The following is a 17,182-nucleotide window of genomic DNA, read 5'->3' as shown; positions in this document are numbered from 1 at the left end:
TTCTGTTTTCACTCTACTATATTCGCCGTCACTTGTTAATGAGACGTTAGTGGTCAAATCCTATTATTTAGCGATTTTGAATGAAGTTTTTTGCTTTAGTTTTTAAGAAGCTGTCAAGCTGACCATACAGTTCCAAAAACCATTGCAGTCGCTGAATCAAAAACCAGATAAGTGTCTTAAGGAGACAAAAAAGGCCAATCTTGCGATTGGCCTTCTCATTTATCTAGTCGGCATTTCTCAGGCCTGACTCGTGATGTTGATCTTGTGCTAGTTCGGCGTCCAATCGCTGACTGATCTCCTCCGGCGAACCGGTATTTCTGGCGATCAGGCCATAGGCCACCGGGATCACCAGCAGCGTAAAGAAGGTCGCCAGTATGATACCCGACAACACCACCACGCCGATCACGAAGCGTGTCTCGGCGCCGGCGCCCTGGGCCAACACCAGCGGAATAGCACCGGCCGCCGTGGTGATCCCCGTCATCAGGATAGGACGAAGACGCTGGCTTGCCGCCTGGATGATCGCAGTGTCGAATTCGATCCCTTTATCCCGCAGCTGGTTGGCAAATTCGACGATCAAGATACCATTCTTGGCCGCCAGCCCCACTAGCATGATGATGCCTATCTGGCTATAGATGTTCAGGCTCTGGCCTGTCACCCAGAGGCCGATTAGGGCGCCCAAGGTGGCCAGAGGTACGGTCAGCATGATCACCATAGGGTGAATATAGCTCTCGAACTGGGCCGCGAGTACCAAGAAGACGATACCCAGCGCCAGCAGGAAGACGAAATACATAGAGCTGCCAGACTCCTGATAGTCCAGAGACTGCCCTTTGTAGCTAATCACCGCCTCGGCCGGCAGATAGGTGTATGCCAGATTGTTAAGGTAATCTAGCGCCTCACCCAAGCTATAACCATCGGCCAGGTTGGCCTCTATGGTAATGGCGCGCATACGGTTGTAGCGGTTTAACTGGCTGGCGTCGGCAAACTCCTCTACCGAGACCAGATTAGCAAGCGGGATCAGCTCACGGCTGCGGTCCGAGCGCACATAGATGTTGCTCAGATCGCTGGCGGTATTCTGATTATCCCGGTTACCCTCGATGATCACGTCATACTCTTCGCCGTCACGCATAAAGGTGGTCACCAGACGCGAGCCCAGCATAGACTCGAGCGTGCGTCCTATATGCGAGATAGAGACCCCAAGGTCCGCCGCCCTATCTTTGTCTATCACCACCCTCAGCTGAGGCTTGGTTTCCTGATAGTCGTGATCCAGGCCGACCAGGTTAGGATTCTCCTTAGCCTTCTCCAACAAGATGTCGCGCCACTTGGCGAGTTCTTCATAGCTTGGGCCTCCCAGCACGAACTGCACCGGCTTACCCACGCCGCGGCCGAAGGCCTGACGCATCACGGGGAAGGCGCGCACACCGGCGAGATCCGACAGACGGGCACGAATGTCACCTATGATCTCGAAGGCGCTGCGACGGTCTGCCCAGTCTTCCAGTACTATGATCGCCATGCCGTTAGAGAAGTTGGCACTGCGACCAAAGCCGCGCGGCGCACGAATAAGCAGACGCTTGATGTCACCGCTGTCCACCAGCGGCATCAGGCGATTTTCAATTTCATCCATGTAGGGGCTGATATACTCGAAGCTTGCTCCCTGAGGACCGTTAACGATAAGGAACATAGATCCCCTATCCTCCTGAGGCGCAAACTCCTGCGGCACCTTAGTCATCAGATAGCCGCTAAGCCCTAAGGCGATAACCACCAGCGAGCTGACGATAAAGGGGTGGACCATGGCGCGCTTAAGCGTTGCACGGTAACCGGCCGACAGCCAGTTCATGCCTGCATCTATCTTGCGCACCAGCCAAGGATCTTGCCCGGCAGGCTTAAGCAGCTTAGAGCACATCATGGGGCTTAGGGTCAGGGCCACCAGACTCGAGAAGATCACCGCGGCGCTCATGGCCACCGCAAACTCCTTAAAGAGTTTACCCAGATCTCCCTCGAGGAAGGTGATTGGCATAAAGACGGCCACCAACACCAGAGTAGTCGCCACCACGGCAAAGGCCACCTCGCGAGAACCTAAGTAGGCCGCCTTGAGGGGCGAGTCGCCCTCCTCGATGCGTCTGTGGATGTTTTCCAGCACCACGATGGCATCATCCACCACCATGCCGATAGCCAGAATCATCGCCAGCAGGGTCAGCAGGTTAATGGTGTAACCCAGGGCGTAGAGCACGATAAAGGTCGCCATCAGGGAAACGGGTACCGTCAGCGCCGGGATCAACATGGCGCGCACGCTGCCCAGGAAGAGATAGATCACCACAATCACCAGGAACATGGCGATGAACAGGGTCTGATACACCTCCTTGATGGAGGCCTCGATAAACACTGAGCTGTCGTAGGAGCGTTTGATCTCCATGCCGGCAGGCAGTGTCGGATTGATCTTATCCACCAGGGCGTTGGCGGCGCGGGCCACTTCCAGAGTGTTGGAGGTCGATTGCTTGGAGATCCCAAGGCCTATCATGGCCTCGCGGTTACCGCGGAAGGTAATACGCTCCTCTTCCGAGCCAATCTCCACCCTGGCCACGTCACCCAGCTTGATGAGGTAACCATCTTCCCCTTCGGCCAGCACCAGATTGTTAAAATCTTCCGCCGTCTTGAAGGTACGCTCTAGACGCACGGTGAAGTGTCTGTCCTGAGACTCCACCGAACCAGCCGGCAGCTCGACGTTTTCTGAGCGCAGCACAGATTCGATATCCGATACCGTCAGGTTACGGGCCGCCAGGGCCTGCCTGTCGATCCACACCCGCATGGCGTACACCTTACCACCACCGATACGTATATTTGCCACACCATCGATCACCGAGAAGCGATCTACCAGGTAACGGCGGGCATAGTCGGTGAGCTGCAAGGTGTTCATCTGATCCGAGACCAGGTTGAGCCACATGATCACCTCATCGCCACCGTTGGCTTTTTGTACCTCTGGGGGATCGGCCTCTTCCGGCAGGTTGTTGAGCAGGCCCGAGATACGATCACGGACATCGTTGGCCGCCGCCTCGATATCACGGCCGACGTCGAACTCTAAGGTTACGGATGAGCGACCGTCGCTGCTAGAGGAGTTGATGTTGCGGATCCCTTCGACGCCGCTGATCCTGTCTTCCACCAGCTGGGTGATGCGACTCTCCACCACGGCGGCACTGGCGCCGCGATAGTTGGTTTGTACCGAGACGATCGGCGGATCGATATTGGGATACTCCCTCAGTGGGAGTTTATCGAAGGAAACCAGACCGAAGGCGATTAATAACATGCTGATGACGGACGCAAAAACCGGTCGTTTTACCGACAAATCCGTCAAGATCATGCTAGCGGCTCCACCTTCGCTTGTTGGTTGAAACTGAAATGTTCGCTGTACTGCACCTTGACGGTATCGCCTGGGCGCACCTTGAGAATGCCGCGCACCATCACCTGCTCACCGACATCGACGCCGCCGACAATCTCAACCCAGCCGCGTTTACGCAGACCTAGTTGCACCTGACGACGCTCGACCACGTTCTCATCATTCACCAGATAGACGAAGTGATCTTTCTGAATCGGGATAATCGCCGCCTCAGGGATGATGAGTGCTTCGCGGCTCTGCTTGATAAGCTTCACCTTCATCAACATGCCGGGTAGCAGACGCATTCCCTTGTTGGGGATCTCGGCCCGCACGGTCACGGCGCGGGTGGTCGGATTGATGCGGCTATCGACAGAGACCACCTTACCGGTGAAGAGTTCGCCTTCGAAGGCCACGGCACTGGCCTCGACCGACTTACCTATCGCCAGAGACTGTAGGAAGCGCTCTGGCACGGAGAAGTCCAGTTTGATGGTGGAGATATCATCTAACGTGGTGATCACTGTACCTGGGGTTACCAGGCTGCCCTGACTCACCTGACGCAGACCCAGGCGTCCAGAAAATGGCGCCAGTATGCGTCTGTCCTTGAGGGAAGATTCTGCCTGTTCCAGCTCGGCCTTGGCAGTATCAATAAGGGTCTGCAGCCTGTCGCGCTCCAGTGCCGCCACCGTCTGACTGGTGACCAAGGAGCTGATACGCGCCAGTTCGCGCTCATGGTCTTTCATCTTCACCCGGGCCACAGTCACGCGGGCGATCTGCTCTCTGTCTTGCAAACGCACCAGAAGCTGGCCCTTATCGACCATCTGGCCGTCGTTGAAATTAATCTCGGTCACCATGTCGGTGACCTTTGGGGTTACAGTGATCGATTCGTTGGCCTTACCGGTTCCCAGGGCCTCGACCTCGTCACGAATCGGCTGCATTTCGGCCTTTGCCACTACCACGTTAGGCGTAGGCCGCCCGCGTGGCCCCTTAGGCGTTTCGGTTTGCTGAGTGAAATAGTAGGTGGCGGCGCCCGCCGCTAAAAGCATTGAGATTATTATCGTTTTTTTCATCAATCTTCCGAAAGAATGCGCGTTATGTTATCGGTAGTTTACCTAGGAATATAAGTGCTTCAAGGCGTTTTACCTTTGCTTACAAACTTAACACACCATTTACATTTACGCCCGACGTGAGCGACAAAGGAGTATGGTATCAATCACAAAATGACACGTTGGATCATCTATATAGGTGGGACTCTGTCAGCATAAGCAGTAGCTTTTCCTCGCTGACGGAGGGATTCATAAACTCCCCCTGACCATAGTCGCATCCCAGGGCCTGCATCGTCTGATACTGCTCGCGGGTTTCAATCCCCTGCGCCAGAGTATCGATATTCAGCGTACTGGCGAGATTGATGATGGTCTCCAAAATAACCTGGTTGTCATACGCCATCTCCATGGGGCTGATGAGCCCTTGGGCTATCTTGAGGCGATCGAACCTGAACTCCTGCAGATATTTAAAAGTAGCGTGGCTGGCACCTACATCATCCAGGCTTACCAGCACACCGAGGGATTTTGCCCGTGCGATACAGCAAACTACCGCCTCAAACGAGGCGCCTAGGCTGGATTCAGGGATCTCTATGCCCAGATAAGATGCCAGCTCAATGCCCTCCCCAGCCATTCTCTGCAGCTCATCAAACAAGGCGCAGCCGTCACTGGCGATGTTTACGCTGAGGCGAAATCCCTCGGGATAGGCGCCGTGATAACGCTTAAGATGAGCCAGGATAAGCTTAGCGATCACGGCATCCACCAGCTCGAGGGCGCCTTGTCGGCGCAGCGGCGCAAGCAATCGTCGTGGTGAGATGGTACCTAGTCTTGGATGCTGCCAACGTAGCAACGCCTCTGCCCCAAGGAGTTTGCCATCCTTGAGCCGGTATTGAGGTTGAAAACTGAAATAGAGCTCGCCTTGATCTGCGGCCTGCTGAAACGCCTGACATATCTGCGTCTCCTGCAGCTCTGCCTGCTCGCCACTTGTGAACACACATAGCCTATGGCGCCCCATCAGCTTGGCCCTAAGTAGAGTCTGATCGCCCCGGCGCAACAGATCCGTCGCCGCCATCCCAGATAAGAAACAGGTCACCAGCCCCATGCTGACGGACAGATTCAGCGAGATCCCGCCGAGATCTAACATGGCTTGCATCTGCTCTCGCAGCGCCTCTACCCGCTCGAGGCACTGCGCCTCTGAATTGATATCCACCAACAGCAGGCCAAACTGATCTCCCCCGAGTCGGCAAAAGGTATCCTGGTTCGCTATTGCGGCATGGATGCGCTCGGCAAACACCCTGAGTAGCTCATCCCCGAGATGGTGACCATAGGTATCGTTAACCGCCTTAAAATGGTCGATATCCAGCAACACCAAACCAAGGCCTTTAGAAGAGGTCGCGTCGATACACGCGTCGTTCAGTTTGGCGATGGCCTGATTGAGGCGGTCGATAAACAGGGTGCGATTGGGCAGTCCAGTTAGGCCATCATAGAGAGCCATCTCGGTGAGGTTGGCCTTGAGCTTCATGCGGCTGATGGCGTTACGTATATGTTTTGCGGTAAACACCAGCAGCTGCTGATCGGCTTCGCTATAACGATAATCACCATGATAACTCTGCACCACGACGATGCCGCGAAACGCCTCGTCGCCAAAGGGCACCCCGAGCCAAGCCGTTGGCATGGCGCCATTGATCACAATCTCCCCCTGATCCACCAACGCCTGAATCTGCCCTTCATGGGCCAACAGCGGCCGATTCTTAAGCAGCGCGTAGCCTGTGATCCCAAGACGGGTCGGTAACAGGGGCAACTGGGCGTCTTCTGCAAGCTGATCGTACTGATCCACGTGGTAGGGAAAGTGCAAGGTTTGGCCATCATCGCTGAGCAGCGCCACATAGAAGTTGTCAGCCTTGAGCAGGCGGGCGATACAGGTGTGCAGTTTCTGGTAGAAGGCCTTGATGGAGTCGGTCTCGAAGATGATCTCGGCGATGGCAAACAGGGTATCTTGGATCTTGCTGGCATATTCCAGCTCGGCCACCCGCTTTTGCAGCGTCACCAGATTATTGGCTCTGTGGATCTTCAGCGCCGCGATAGAGGCCAGCGCAAATAAAATTCGCTCATGCTGGGGCGTGTAGAAATTCTTCTTTGGATGTTCGGTATCAATCACTCCGATCACCTCCCCCTCCATCAACATGGGCACGGCAAGCTCGGAGAGCCTTGGGGCATCATCGACGATATAGTTGGGGAACAGCCGGGTGTCGGTAACGTTCAGGGGCTGCTTGGTCTTGGCCACGGTACCAACCACCCCTTCCCCCAGCTTGAGCTCTATGGGCGCGAGGATCTCATGGCCGCTGGGATTCTTGTCGCCGAAGCTGGCCTTCTGCATCAAGACACCCCGGGCGGGATCCAGCAGATAGACCACCACATCATCGAACCCCAGCTGGGAGACCACATTCTGCGCCAGATGCCAGAGGATCTCATCCACGCCGCTCAGAGAGAGCATGTCGATGGCAAACTCACTGATGATCTTTAGATATTTTGCGTCTACATCCTGCAGTGGCACCTTAGCTGGCATCTCAACCTCGGCAGATATACTCCATCAAACTTATGACCGACAATCTCACTAACTATATGGCATAGAAGGCCCACTCGCCATCTACTGCCACACTTAAAATAGCTACTCTAAACAAGACAGATCTGAGGCTGGCACCTTTGTTTTAAATAAGTGGTTAAAGGAGAGAGAAGCGAGGAAGAGGTTCGGCCTGACAGGATTCCATACTCAGGCTTGATGGAGCTAAAAAATGCGCACAAAAAAAGAGGCCTTTTGGCCTCTTTCTTCATCTAAGCATTTCTCTGACTGAGTTGAGCTTATCTAACCTTACGGTCTTCGCTCATCAGCTCGGCCATGCCATCGTAAACGGCCTCGACCACTTCATTGCTCACAGGGCTATCTTCCTTATCTTTGAGGTAGATGCGAGTCTTAGAAGTGTCGCTCTTGTCTTGCTCAATCTGCAGACGATAAGAGCCCTCTTCCATCGGCAGCTTCTTATCGCTCCACAATGAACTCCAGAAGCCAGAATCGTCGCTCACATTGATATAGTAAAGCCCCTTGTTGCTATCCATATCGACGATCTCAAAGCCCAGCTCAGGCAGTACGATACGCAGACGGTCCCAGGTGCGGCTGTAGCTGGCATCGGCCAACCAGAAGCTCTGCTCTGGCGTCTCGTTTTCGGCAACTGCTGGCGCCTTAACCAGATCCACATCGATACCCAGGCTCTCACGCAGGCGCTTGGCCTTAATCGCCTTAGCACGCTTGACGCTCATATAAGCGATGGTGTTGTTGAGCATATCCACCGTGTAGCGGCGCTTATCTTCACCGGTAAGCAGGATATCCTGAGCCTTACCATCGAAGCTCTCTTCGTGATCAATCAATTCGATAGCAAGGTTACCGCTACGGCCGTGAGGACGCACGTTGACGCTGAAACGATAGCGTTGACGCACCGAATATACTTCATCGGAACCCCACAGAGATGAATCGATAACTTCCTGATTTTCAATCCAATCAGTTTCAATCACACCTGTATCTCTATCCTCTTTGAGGATCTTGATCTCGTGCTGACTAAAATATTCATCCAAGATGCTGAACAGCTCGCTGCGCAGATCGATATCGTTATCGATAGACTCGACCACGATCTTGATGCTGTCGCTTGACTCCTCCACATGGGTACCTTCTGCCATCGGCAGTACCTGAAGCGGCGGACGAATGTCGAGTTTCTTGCCAACCAAGGTCTTATCGACCTTACTGCCGACCTCAGGAATATCGAACTCGGTATTGTATTTCGGCTGATTCAATCCAGCTGGGATCACCAGTTTGGGCTGAGACGTCACATTGGCGTATTCGTCATCGCCGTTAGCCTGGCGTCTGTCGATAGGCGTGCTGCAGGCCGTTACGGCGGCAACCAGTAAGATTGGAGTAACTTGCTTTAGCATCTAATTATTGAACCTCTATTCCGGCATTCTTCATCGCTTCTAGCAACAGACCATGATATTGCTCGGAAAGTTCCGTTAATGGCAAGCGAATATGTCCTTGACTGATCAAGCCCATACGGTGCGCCGCCCATTTCACAGGGATAGGATTGGCTTCACAGAAGAGCGCGCCGAACAGCTCTTTCATTGGCGCCTCGGCTTTAAGGGCAGCCTCGAGATCGCCTTTAAGGGCCGCATCGCACATCAGTTTAAACTGCTTAGGCACTATGTTGTTGGCCACAGAGATCACGCCATTACCGCCCAGGGTCAGGAATTCACGGGCCGTAGCGTCATCACCGCTGTAGAGCATGAAGCCATCGCCACACAGCTCGCGCAGCCTAGCCACGCGGCTTAGATCGCCGGTCGCTTCCTTCACACCTATGATGTTTGGCACGTCGACTAATTGGGCAACGGTTTCGGGCAACATGTCCACCGAAGTACGGCCGGGCACGTTGTAGAGAATTTGTGGGATATCGGTTGCGGCCGCAACGGCTCTGTAATGGGCAACCAAGCCTTTAGGTGTCGGTTTGTTGTAGTAAGGCGTTACACCTAGCATGGCGGCCACACCTAGGTTGGCCTGCGCCTTGGTCAGCTCGATCGCTTCGGCGGTGGCGTTTGCGCCATTACCACCTATCACAGGGACGCGTCCGGCGGCGAATTTTACCGTGTGGGCAACCACTTCAATATGTTCTGAAAGAGGTAAAGTGGCTGACTCGCCAGTCGTGCCAACGGCAACGATGGCGTCAGTACCCTGTTCAATATGGTACTCAACCAACTTCTCGAGACTTGCATAATCGACTGAGCCATCACGATTCATGGGCGTGATTAAGGCTACGATGCTTCCGTTTATCATGTGATTTCCCCAAGGATTCAGGACTGGCTATGGTACTGATGCTCACAGGTAAAAACAAGCATAAGTATCCCTAGATCACAGAGAATGATAACACCGCTCCCCCTAGGTCAAATGTTTGACTCTTTATCACGACAGGGATCTCAAAACTGATAACTTGTGATAGCATAAGCCACCTAAAAAACGCCGACATTATTCAATCGACGCTTATTTGTACAACGAGTTACCAATCAATGGGGGAATTTCATGTCCAATCATCTGGTCGTTACCGCACTGGGTTCTGATCGTCCTGGTATCGTCAGTAAATTTGCCAGACTCGCAAGCGAATGCGATTGCGATATCGTCGATAGCCGTATGGCCCTCTTTGGTGGTGAGTTTACCTTGATCATGATGATTTCAGGCGCCTGGGCATCGATCACTAAGATGGAAGCCAGCCTCCCTGCTCTGAGTGTCGAGCTTGGCCTGCTAACGGTAATGAAACGTTGCTCACAGCACACACCACCAAACTATGTGTCTCGCCTCGAAGTGACCTTCAACGGTAAAGACCAGCGCGGCACCATGAAGCGTATCACCCAGTTCCTGGCCGATCGTTCACTGGATCTCGCCGCCGTACGCTCCCACGCCGAGGAGACCCCAGACGGTGAGCCGGTGCAGAATGTCTTCCTAACCATCAACGTGCCGGAAAAGGTCGATATCGAAAAACTCGAACAAAATATCGCCGCACTCGCCGAAGAGATGAACCTAAGCTGTCATATCGAACGTATGCAGGGTATCGAAACACAACCTAAGGATGATCTATGAAAACCTTAACCCAGGGCGACAAGGCCCCCGACTTTACCCTACAAAACCAAAATGATGAATCAGTTTCCCTGGCCGATTTTAAAGGCAAGAAAGTTCTCGTCTACTTTTACCCAAGAGCCTCTACACCAGGTTGTACTGTCCAAGCTTGTGGGCTAAGGGACACTAAATCAGAGCTTGATAAACTAAACGTTGTGATTATTGGCATTAGCCCTGATACACCGAAGAAGCTTACAAACTTCACAAACAAACAGGAGTTGAACTTCACCTTACTCGCGGACGAAGAGCATGCCGTATGCGAAGCTTACGGTGTTTGGCAACTCAAGAAATTCATGGGCCGTGAAAACATGGGCGTAGTACGCACCTCTTTCCTCATTGATGAAAGCGGCAACATCGAACATATCTTCAACAAGTTCAAAACCAAAGATCACCACGAAGTTGTCTTGAAATATATTCAAGAAAATAGCTAATGCTAGTTAGTCCTTGACAAAAAAGCCGGCAATGCCGGCTTTTTTATTATCTAAAGATTCGTCAGCTACTAGCTCAACAACCAGTCAGCTTAACCACCAATTAGCCCATCATGGCCTTAACATAGGGCCATAGCAGCGCTGCAGCAATACTCCACATAGTCACGAAGATGAATCTGTCTAAGTAGCACCAAGCCTTTGGTTTTTTAAACAGTGGACTTAAGTACCTGGCGCCCAGGCTCAAGGCGAAGAACCACACGAATGATGCGAGCACGGCGCCGGCGCCAAACATATGCCTGTCTTGCTGCTCGAACTGAGTGCTGATGCTGCCGAGCAAGACAACGGTATCCAGATACAGATGGGGGTTAAGCAGGCTGATCCCCAGGGTCGTCAGCAGCGCCGCTCGCAGGGTATCCGCCCCCTGGGTCGATTCGGTATCCAGTCCCTGGGCGTTAAATGACGCGCGCAGAGCCTGAGCGCCATAGACGAGCAAGAAGGCCGCCCCCCCAAGACTGGCGATATCCTTGATTAAGGGGAATGCCAGGATCAGATGGCCGAGGCCCGCCACGCCTGCGGTGATCATCACGGCATCGATAAAAGAACACAGGGCTGCGATAGGTAAAGAATGGGCGCGCTTTAACCCCTGCTTTAATACGAAGGCGTTTTGCGCCCCAACGGCTATGATCAGGCTGCCACCAACACCTATCCCCTGAATGAATGCTTGCACGAGAAAACTCCAAAATAACCACGACTAGAAAGAGAGGTTGCAAGCATAGCGAGCTTCTAAAAATAAACCCAACTAATAAATTTAATGTATCATTAGCCAGGCTTATAACCATTAAAAGTAGGAGCCTGGAGAATAGCATGCTGGATTACGCCCACCTGAAAGCCTTGAGCGTGGTGATCGCCGAAGGCGGCTTCGAGCGCGCTGCCAAGGCTCTGTTTATCACCCAATCAGCCGTGTCCCAGCGCATCAAGACGTTAGAGGAGAGAGTCGGCCAGACCCTGGTTATCCGCAGTAATCCTGTACAGGCGACCCCCATGGGCAAGCGTCTGCTCAGGCACTACGCCCAGGTAAGCCTGCTGGAGAGCGAACTCAGCGCCGAGATCGACGCCGACGATCCTTCACTGCCCACAGTGGTGAAGATAGCCGTGAATGCCGACAGCCTAGCCACCTGGTTTCTGCCCGCCCTCGCCGAGCTGTTTAAGCGCCACCGCTGGCTGCTGGAGCTGATTGTCGACGATGAGTCCTACACTCACCATCTGCTGAAAAGCGGCGAGGCTGTAGGCTGCGTGACCACCACAGAGGCGCCGCTGGCGGGCTGCTCCAGCGAGTACCTTGGCCAGATGGAGTACTTGTGTGTTGCCACCCAGGACTTTATTCAGGAGTATTTTGCCGATGGTGTAACGCCTAGCCGGTTGCGTCAGGCGCCAGCCGTGGTGTTCTCCACCAAAGATAAGCTCCATGAGAAGTTTTTAGGGGAGCATTTTGGCATTGAGCCTGAGCAATGGCGGGAGCATCAGATCCCCTCCTCCGAGAGCTTTCTGGAGGCGATATTGCTGGGCATGGGTTACGGCCTAGTGGGCCATCTTCAGGCCGAACCACTGCTGCAAAGGGGCGCGTTAAAACTGATCGCCACAGATTGCACCATGAAGGTGCCCCTCTATTGGCAACACTGGAACATCAAGGCCAAGCAGACCACACTTGTCTACCGCGCCCTGGCGGCGACGGCCAAACAGGCGTTGAGATAAGCCACAAACACTTTCTATGTATACTTGCCACAAAAAAGGAGCCAAGCGGCTCCTTTAACGTTTAAACACAGATCAGCCAGCGCCCTGCTCTGCTTCAGTCTTAGGCTTTTCCTGCTCAGGCTTATCGGCTTTAGGCCAGGCATTCACCACCGCCTTCACTAGGGAGGCAAGCGGAATGGCGAAGAAGACGCCCCAGACGCCCCAGAGTCCACCGAAGACCAGTACGGCCGCGATAATAAACACAGGGTGAAGGTCCACCGCATCGGAGAACAATATCGGCACCAGCAGGTTACCATCCAGCGCCTGAATGATACCGTAGCCCAGCATCAGATAACCAAACTCCGGACTTATGCCCCACTGGAAGAAGGCCACCAGAGCGATCGGCAGAGTCACCAGGGTCGCGCCCACATAAGGGATTAACACGGAGAAGCCAGTCAACACCCCAAGCAGCGCGGCGTAACGCAGATCCATGATGGCGAAGAAGATATAACTTGCGGCGCCTATGATGACTATCTCGATCACCTTGCCCCGAATGTAGTTAAAGATCTGCTGATTCATCTCCAGCCATACCTTACGGGCCAGGTCGCGATTGGCGGGGATGAAACGCTTGCTGCCGCGAACCAGCTCATCTTTATCCTTGAGGAAGAAGAACACCAGCAGTGGCACTAAGATGGCGTAGACCATGAGCACCAAAAGTGATGCCGAGTAGCCGATCAACTGTTTACCCAGATCCAGTATGTGTTGGGTATCCAGCAGCTTCTTGAGCTCGCCCACCGAGGCGTCGAGTTGCTCGACACTTAAAAACTGCGGATACAGCTCGACGAAGCCCTTGAGGGTGATGAAACCTTTATCCAACATGGTAGGCAGATCCGTCACCAGAGCCACCCCCTGACGCCAGATACTGGGCACCAGGCCGAAGGTGATCAGCAGCATCACGCCAACAAACAGCACAAGTACCAGTGAGGCCCCCGTGGTGCGGTTGATGCCTATCTTGACCATCTGCGCTACCGGCCATTCAAGCAAAAATGCCAGCACCAGGGCGACCAGCAAGGGCGCCAGGAGCCCGCCGGCAAAATAGATGATCAGGGCGATCCCGAGCAATATCAGCATCAGGGTCACCGCCTGGGGATCACTAAATCTCTCTTTATACCAATTGGTAATGATTGAAAACATCTACTCTTCCTATTTAGAAACCAAGACCCACCGCTCTGTAAATTAAGCGTTTAGGTCTGCAACATCGAGCATCATGAAAAATAATTAATCGGTGCCTCTGAAGCTAAAGACTCATTTCTATCTAAAGGCGCGTTAGGGTCGATATCTAAAACTCCCCCAGATAAAATTTAGTCGCCTCGGGTTATCGACAACACCAAGATCTCAGCATCATTTTGTATTTCAACATATTGCCAGTTGGCCTTCTCAAGAAACCTGGGCACATCCTGGCGTGAACCACTGTCTTTAAGCTGTACCCGCAGCACGTCGCCACAGGGCAACTGCTTGAGCGCCATCTTTAGCTTAACTAAGGCCAGGGGACATCGGTAGTGGGTTAAGTCAATAAAAGTCATAATGATCTTGCTAAAGGCAAACTCGGGCTATTATCCTAAGTCTCCAGTGAAACCACAAGCGAACAATGATGGCGAACCGCTCGCCTCATGGGCCAGAGAAACTGAACTAATTGGCCCGATTTGGTTCCAACAAAGCAGACCCAGTTATCTATAAACGCTAAGGATAAGTTTGAGTAAAGTTAACAAAGCAAAATCCCTGGTTGCCGGTGCCTTGTCGATGGCCCTGTTCTCTATCGCCCCCTTAGGCTTTGCCAACAACGATCTGCCGGATCTTGGCACCGCTGCGGTGAACACCTTCAGCCTGGAGAAAGAAAACAGCTACGGCGACGCCTATATGCGGGTGATCCGCTCATCGGCGCCCATGCTTAACGATCCCGTACTCAATCAATACCTGACCGAACTGGGTAACCGCTTGGTGGCCCACGCGACAGGGGTAAAGACCCCCTTCTATTTCTTCCTGCTTAGAAACGATGAGATCAACGCCTTCGCCTTCTTCGGCGGCCATGTGGGGGTTCATACCGGCTTGTTCCTCAACGCCGATAACGAGAGCCAGTTGGCCTCGGTATTGGGCCACGAGATCACCCACGTCACCCAGCGCCACCTGGCGCGTTCTCTCGAGGCCCAGCAGAAGAGTTCTCCGGCGACCATAGCGGGTCTGCTAGGCGCTATCTTGCTCACCATTGCGGTGCCTCAGGTGGGCATGGCCGCCATGGCGACCACCCAGGCCCTAGCGACTCAGGCGCAGATCAACTACACCCGCCTGCACGAGAAAGAGGCAGACCGTATCGGCATGCAGATCTTGGTCGACGCCGGCTTCGATCCGAACGGCGCGGCGGACTTCTTCTCTAAGCTGGCCACACGCTATCGCTTTACCACTAAGCCGCCACAGATGTTGCTGACGCACCCCTTGCCCGAATCGCGAATTGCCGAGGCGAGAAACCGGGCGGCGCAATATCCCCACAGGTATGTGGCCGATAATCTGGATTTTCAGCTAGCCAAGGCGCGTATTCAGGTGCGCTTCTCTAGCTACAGCGAAGAGGCGGCGCTGGCGCTATTTAACGACCAGATAAGAAAGAACAGCTACCAATTTGAAGAGGCGGCCCTGTACGGTAAGGCACTTGCTCTGCTGCGCGCCGAGAAGGCCAAGGAGTCTGAGGTCATCATAGACAAGCTGCTCGCCAAAGATCCCAATAACCTCTTCTATATCGACACTAAGACAGATCTTCTGCTGGAGCGCCATGAGCATCAACAGGCGATCGATCTACTGACCCGTGAGCGCAAGCTCAAGCCCACCTCTCAGGTGATCAACATCAACCTGGCCAACGCGCTTATCGAAAATGGTAAGGCCAAACAGGCCATTCCCCTGCTGGAAGATATGATCTTCCTCGATAAGCAGAATCAATTGCCGCTACAGTTGCTGAGCGATGCCTACAAGCAGACAGGTAACCGCGCCATGGAGCATTTTGTTAAGGCGGAGACCATGGCCCTGGCTGCGGACTATGATGGCGCCATAGATCAGCTCAACTTTGCTTACCGGCTGTCGGAGAAAAATCCGCTGCAACTGGCTAAAATCGAGGCCAGGATCCGTCAGTTCAAACAATCTAAGAAACAGCTCGAACTGCTTTAAAGCAATCACAAACTGCTTTAAACCAATAAAGGTGAGCCAAGGCCCTGTGACTCGGCTCACCTTTTGCAGTAGAATGGCGGCAAATTTCTAGATATGGATAGAACTGCCATGACGCAAGTAAGCATAATTCATAACCCTCGTTGCTCTAAAAGCCGCCAGACCCTGGCGCTGCTGGAAGAGAAAGCCTGCGATATCCAAGTAATCGAATACCTCAAGACACCACTGACCAAGGTGGAGATCCACAGCATCTTAGATAAGCTCGGCCTAGCGCCACGTGAGCTGATGCGCACCAAGGAAGAGGAATACAAGGCGTTGAACCTGGCCGACGTCACCGACGACGAGGCGCTTATTCAGGCCATGGTCGATACTCCTAAGCTGATCGAACGTCCTATTGTGCTGGCAAACGGTAAGGCGGCAATTGGTCGCCCCCCAGAAAACGTACTGGCCATTCTGTAAGGCTGAGAGTCGAAATGAGCTCAAAGACACTGTTTCAAATTAGCCGCGCTGCCTATGTGGCGCTGCTGCTGTTGATGACCGCCTGGTTTGGCAATCAGGGATTGACCGGACAATATTCGCTGATCTTCAGCCTGCTGTGGATCTTGCCCCTGCTGGCACCGCTTAAGGGGATCTTAACCGGTCAGCCCTACACCTATGCCTGGGCAAGTTTCATCATCTGCCTCTATATGTTGCATGGCCTGACCCTGCTCTATGTCACCGAGACGGCGCTGGTCTTCGCCATCTGCGAGGTGGCACTACTGAGCCTCTTAATGGTCACCTTGCCCTTCTACGCGCGCATTCGCGGTCGCGAATTGGGCCTGGGACTGAAGAAGCGCAAGAAATAGCTGGCTAGATAAACAGGCATCTAACGTAAAAAGGCACCGATAAGGTGCCTTTTTTGTGGTGAGTAGTTAACGACTTGATATCCTGATAGCTAAAATGCTGACCGTTAAAAGCGCTAGGAGACCAACGCGATTAAAACAAGCCCTACAGGCGCAGCATCTCTTTCACGAAAGGAATGGTGAGCTTACGCTGATGGACCAGTGATGCCTTGTCCAGGCGATCGAGCACATCGAACAGGGTACGCAGATCCCGCGCCAGACGATTGAGCAGGAAGCGCCCCACATCTTCCGGCAGCTGTAATCCGCGCATCGCAGCCCTGCGTTGCAGCGCCGCCAGTTTCTCCTCATCGGCCATAGGCTGTAGCTGATAGGTCAGCCCCCACTGCATACGAGACACCAGATCCGGCAGGGCAAATCCTGCATCGCTGGCCGTTGCACTGGCACTCACCACCAGGGCGCAGCGCTTATGTTCCGCCACCCGGTTATAAAGATCGAACAGCGCCTCCTCCCACAGAGGATGCCCCGCAATGGCATCGATATCATCGATGCAGACGAGATCTAACTGTTCCAGACCCTCTAGCAGTTCGGTGGAGATGCTGGCGTGTATGCCAAGCGGTAGATAGAAGCTGCTACGATTGAGCTCATTGGCTCTGGCACAAGTGGCGTGCATCAGGTGGGTACGCCCTGCCTTGACCGGGCCCCATAGGTACACGGCCTTGTTGGCCCGCCCTTCGGCAGATGCCTGCAGGCTCTGGATCAGCTCGTCGTTACCGGCCGCGGGATAATAACTGTTAAAGGTCTCATCATCGGGCAGATAGACGGGTAAAGAAAGTTGTACCGGTGAATGGGGTGACACGTATAGGGAT

15 protein-coding genes are annotated in these 17,182 nt (G+C 53.6%); 6 read left to right on the top strand and 9 right to left on the bottom strand.

The window, feature by feature from the left end; genetic code table 11:
- Positions 1–223 precede the first annotated feature (223 nt).
- From K0I31_RS09565 to dapA, 5 genes are all read right to left on the bottom strand, one after another.
- Positions 224–3,352: an efflux RND transporter permease subunit gene (locus K0I31_RS09565; protein ID WP_220080648.1), complete on the bottom strand. Its 3,129-nt coding sequence runs from the start codon at positions 3,350–3,352 to the stop codon at positions 224–226.
- Positions 3,349–4,434: an efflux RND transporter periplasmic adaptor subunit gene (locus tag K0I31_RS09560; RefSeq protein WP_144199126.1), complete on the bottom strand. Its 1,086-nt coding sequence runs from the start codon at positions 4,432–4,434 to the stop codon at positions 3,349–3,351. The genes K0I31_RS09565 and K0I31_RS09560 overlap by 4 nt, the downstream gene beginning before the upstream one ends.
- 163 nt (positions 4,435–4,597) lie before the next feature.
- The gene (locus tag K0I31_RS09555) at positions 4,598–6,970 is read right to left on the bottom strand and encodes an EAL domain-containing protein (protein WP_220080647.1); all 2,373 of its coding nucleotides are present in this window, start codon (positions 6,968–6,970) and stop codon (positions 4,598–4,600) included.
- A gap of 293 nt (positions 6,971–7,263) precedes the next feature.
- The gene (gene bamC / locus K0I31_RS09550; RefSeq protein WP_220073788.1) at positions 7,264–8,385 is read right to left on the bottom strand and encodes an NlpB/DapX family lipoprotein; all 1,122 of its coding nucleotides are present in this window, start codon (positions 8,383–8,385) and stop codon (positions 7,264–7,266) included.
- Positions 8,386–8,389: 4 nt separating this feature from the next.
- Positions 8,390–9,274 (bottom strand): 4-hydroxy-tetrahydrodipicolinate synthase, encoded by an 885-nt coding sequence (gene dapA / locus K0I31_RS09545; RefSeq protein WP_220080646.1) that lies wholly within the window; start codon positions 9,272–9,274, stop codon positions 8,390–8,392.
- 243 nt (positions 9,275–9,517) lie between these two features.
- Between dapA and K0I31_RS09540 the strand changes: the two genes are divergently transcribed.
- Both K0I31_RS09540 and bcp read left to right on the top strand, forming a co-directional pair.
- Positions 9,518–10,072 (top strand): glycine cleavage system transcriptional repressor, encoded by a 555-nt coding sequence (locus K0I31_RS09540; protein WP_011865645.1) that lies wholly within the window; start codon positions 9,518–9,520, stop codon positions 10,070–10,072.
- Entirely contained in the window at positions 10,069–10,539 is a 471-nt protein-coding gene (gene bcp, locus K0I31_RS09535) for a thioredoxin-dependent thiol peroxidase (protein WP_144199116.1), read from the top strand. The genes K0I31_RS09540 and bcp overlap by 4 nt, the downstream gene beginning before the upstream one ends.
- A 100-nt stretch (positions 10,540–10,639) precedes the next feature.
- Here bcp and K0I31_RS09530 read toward each other — a convergent pair whose 3' ends face one another.
- Positions 10,640–11,263 carry a LysE/ArgO family amino acid transporter gene (locus K0I31_RS09530; protein ID WP_220045078.1) on the bottom strand — a complete coding sequence of 208 codons (624 nt, stop codon included), beginning with the start codon at positions 11,261–11,263 and terminating at the stop codon, positions 10,640–10,642.
- Positions 11,264–11,400: 137 nt separating this feature from the next.
- Here K0I31_RS09530 and K0I31_RS09525 point away from each other — a divergent pair, with 137 nt between their 5' ends.
- Positions 11,401–12,288 carry a LysR family transcriptional regulator ArgP gene (locus K0I31_RS09525; RefSeq protein ID WP_220080645.1) on the top strand — a complete coding sequence of 296 codons (888 nt, stop codon included), beginning with the start codon at positions 11,401–11,403 and terminating at the stop codon, positions 12,286–12,288.
- A gap of 72 nt (positions 12,289–12,360) precedes the next feature.
- Here the strand turns inward: K0I31_RS09525 and K0I31_RS09520 are convergent, their stop codons facing one another.
- Both K0I31_RS09520 and K0I31_RS09515 read right to left on the bottom strand, forming a co-directional pair.
- Complete coding sequence (locus tag K0I31_RS09520; RefSeq protein ID WP_220080644.1) at positions 12,361–13,461, bottom strand: AI-2E family transporter; 1,101 nt, start codon at positions 13,459–13,461, stop codon at positions 12,361–12,363.
- Positions 13,462–13,628: 167 nt separating this feature from the next.
- The gene (locus K0I31_RS09515) at positions 13,629–13,850 is read right to left on the bottom strand and encodes a sulfurtransferase TusA family protein (protein ID WP_144199108.1); all 222 of its coding nucleotides are present in this window, start codon (positions 13,848–13,850) and stop codon (positions 13,629–13,631) included.
- A 169-nt stretch (positions 13,851–14,019) separates the two neighbouring features.
- Here K0I31_RS09515 and bepA point away from each other — a divergent pair, with 169 nt between their 5' ends.
- The 3 genes from bepA (at position 14,020) to K0I31_RS09500 (ending at position 16,319) form a co-directional block, all read left to right on the top strand.
- Positions 14,020–15,477, top strand: coding sequence for a beta-barrel assembly-enhancing protease (gene bepA / locus K0I31_RS09510; protein WP_144199106.1), 1,458 nt, complete (start codon positions 14,020–14,022; stop codon positions 15,475–15,477).
- Positions 15,478–15,585: 108 nt separating this feature from the next.
- Complete coding sequence (arsC, locus tag K0I31_RS09505) at positions 15,586–15,933, top strand: arsenate reductase (glutaredoxin) (protein WP_220080643.1); 348 nt, start codon at positions 15,586–15,588, stop codon at positions 15,931–15,933.
- Between the two features lie 14 nt (positions 15,934–15,947).
- Positions 15,948–16,319: a DUF2069 domain-containing protein gene (locus K0I31_RS09500; protein ID WP_220058297.1), complete on the top strand. Its 372-nt coding sequence runs from the start codon at positions 15,948–15,950 to the stop codon at positions 16,317–16,319.
- Positions 16,320–16,461: 142 nt separating this feature from the next.
- Here K0I31_RS09500 and hda read toward each other — a convergent pair whose 3' ends face one another.
- Positions 16,462–17,172, bottom strand: a complete 711-nt coding sequence (gene hda, locus K0I31_RS09495; RefSeq protein ID WP_220045073.1) for a DnaA inactivator Hda — start codon at positions 17,170–17,172, stop codon at positions 16,462–16,464.
- Positions 17,173–17,182: the final 10 nt, after the last annotated feature.

The organism is Shewanella spartinae (assembly GCF_019457555.1).
Lineage (GTDB): Bacteria > Pseudomonadota > Gammaproteobacteria > Enterobacterales > Shewanellaceae > Shewanella > Shewanella loihica.
This window is presented reverse-complemented; position numbering and strand designations above follow the sequence as displayed.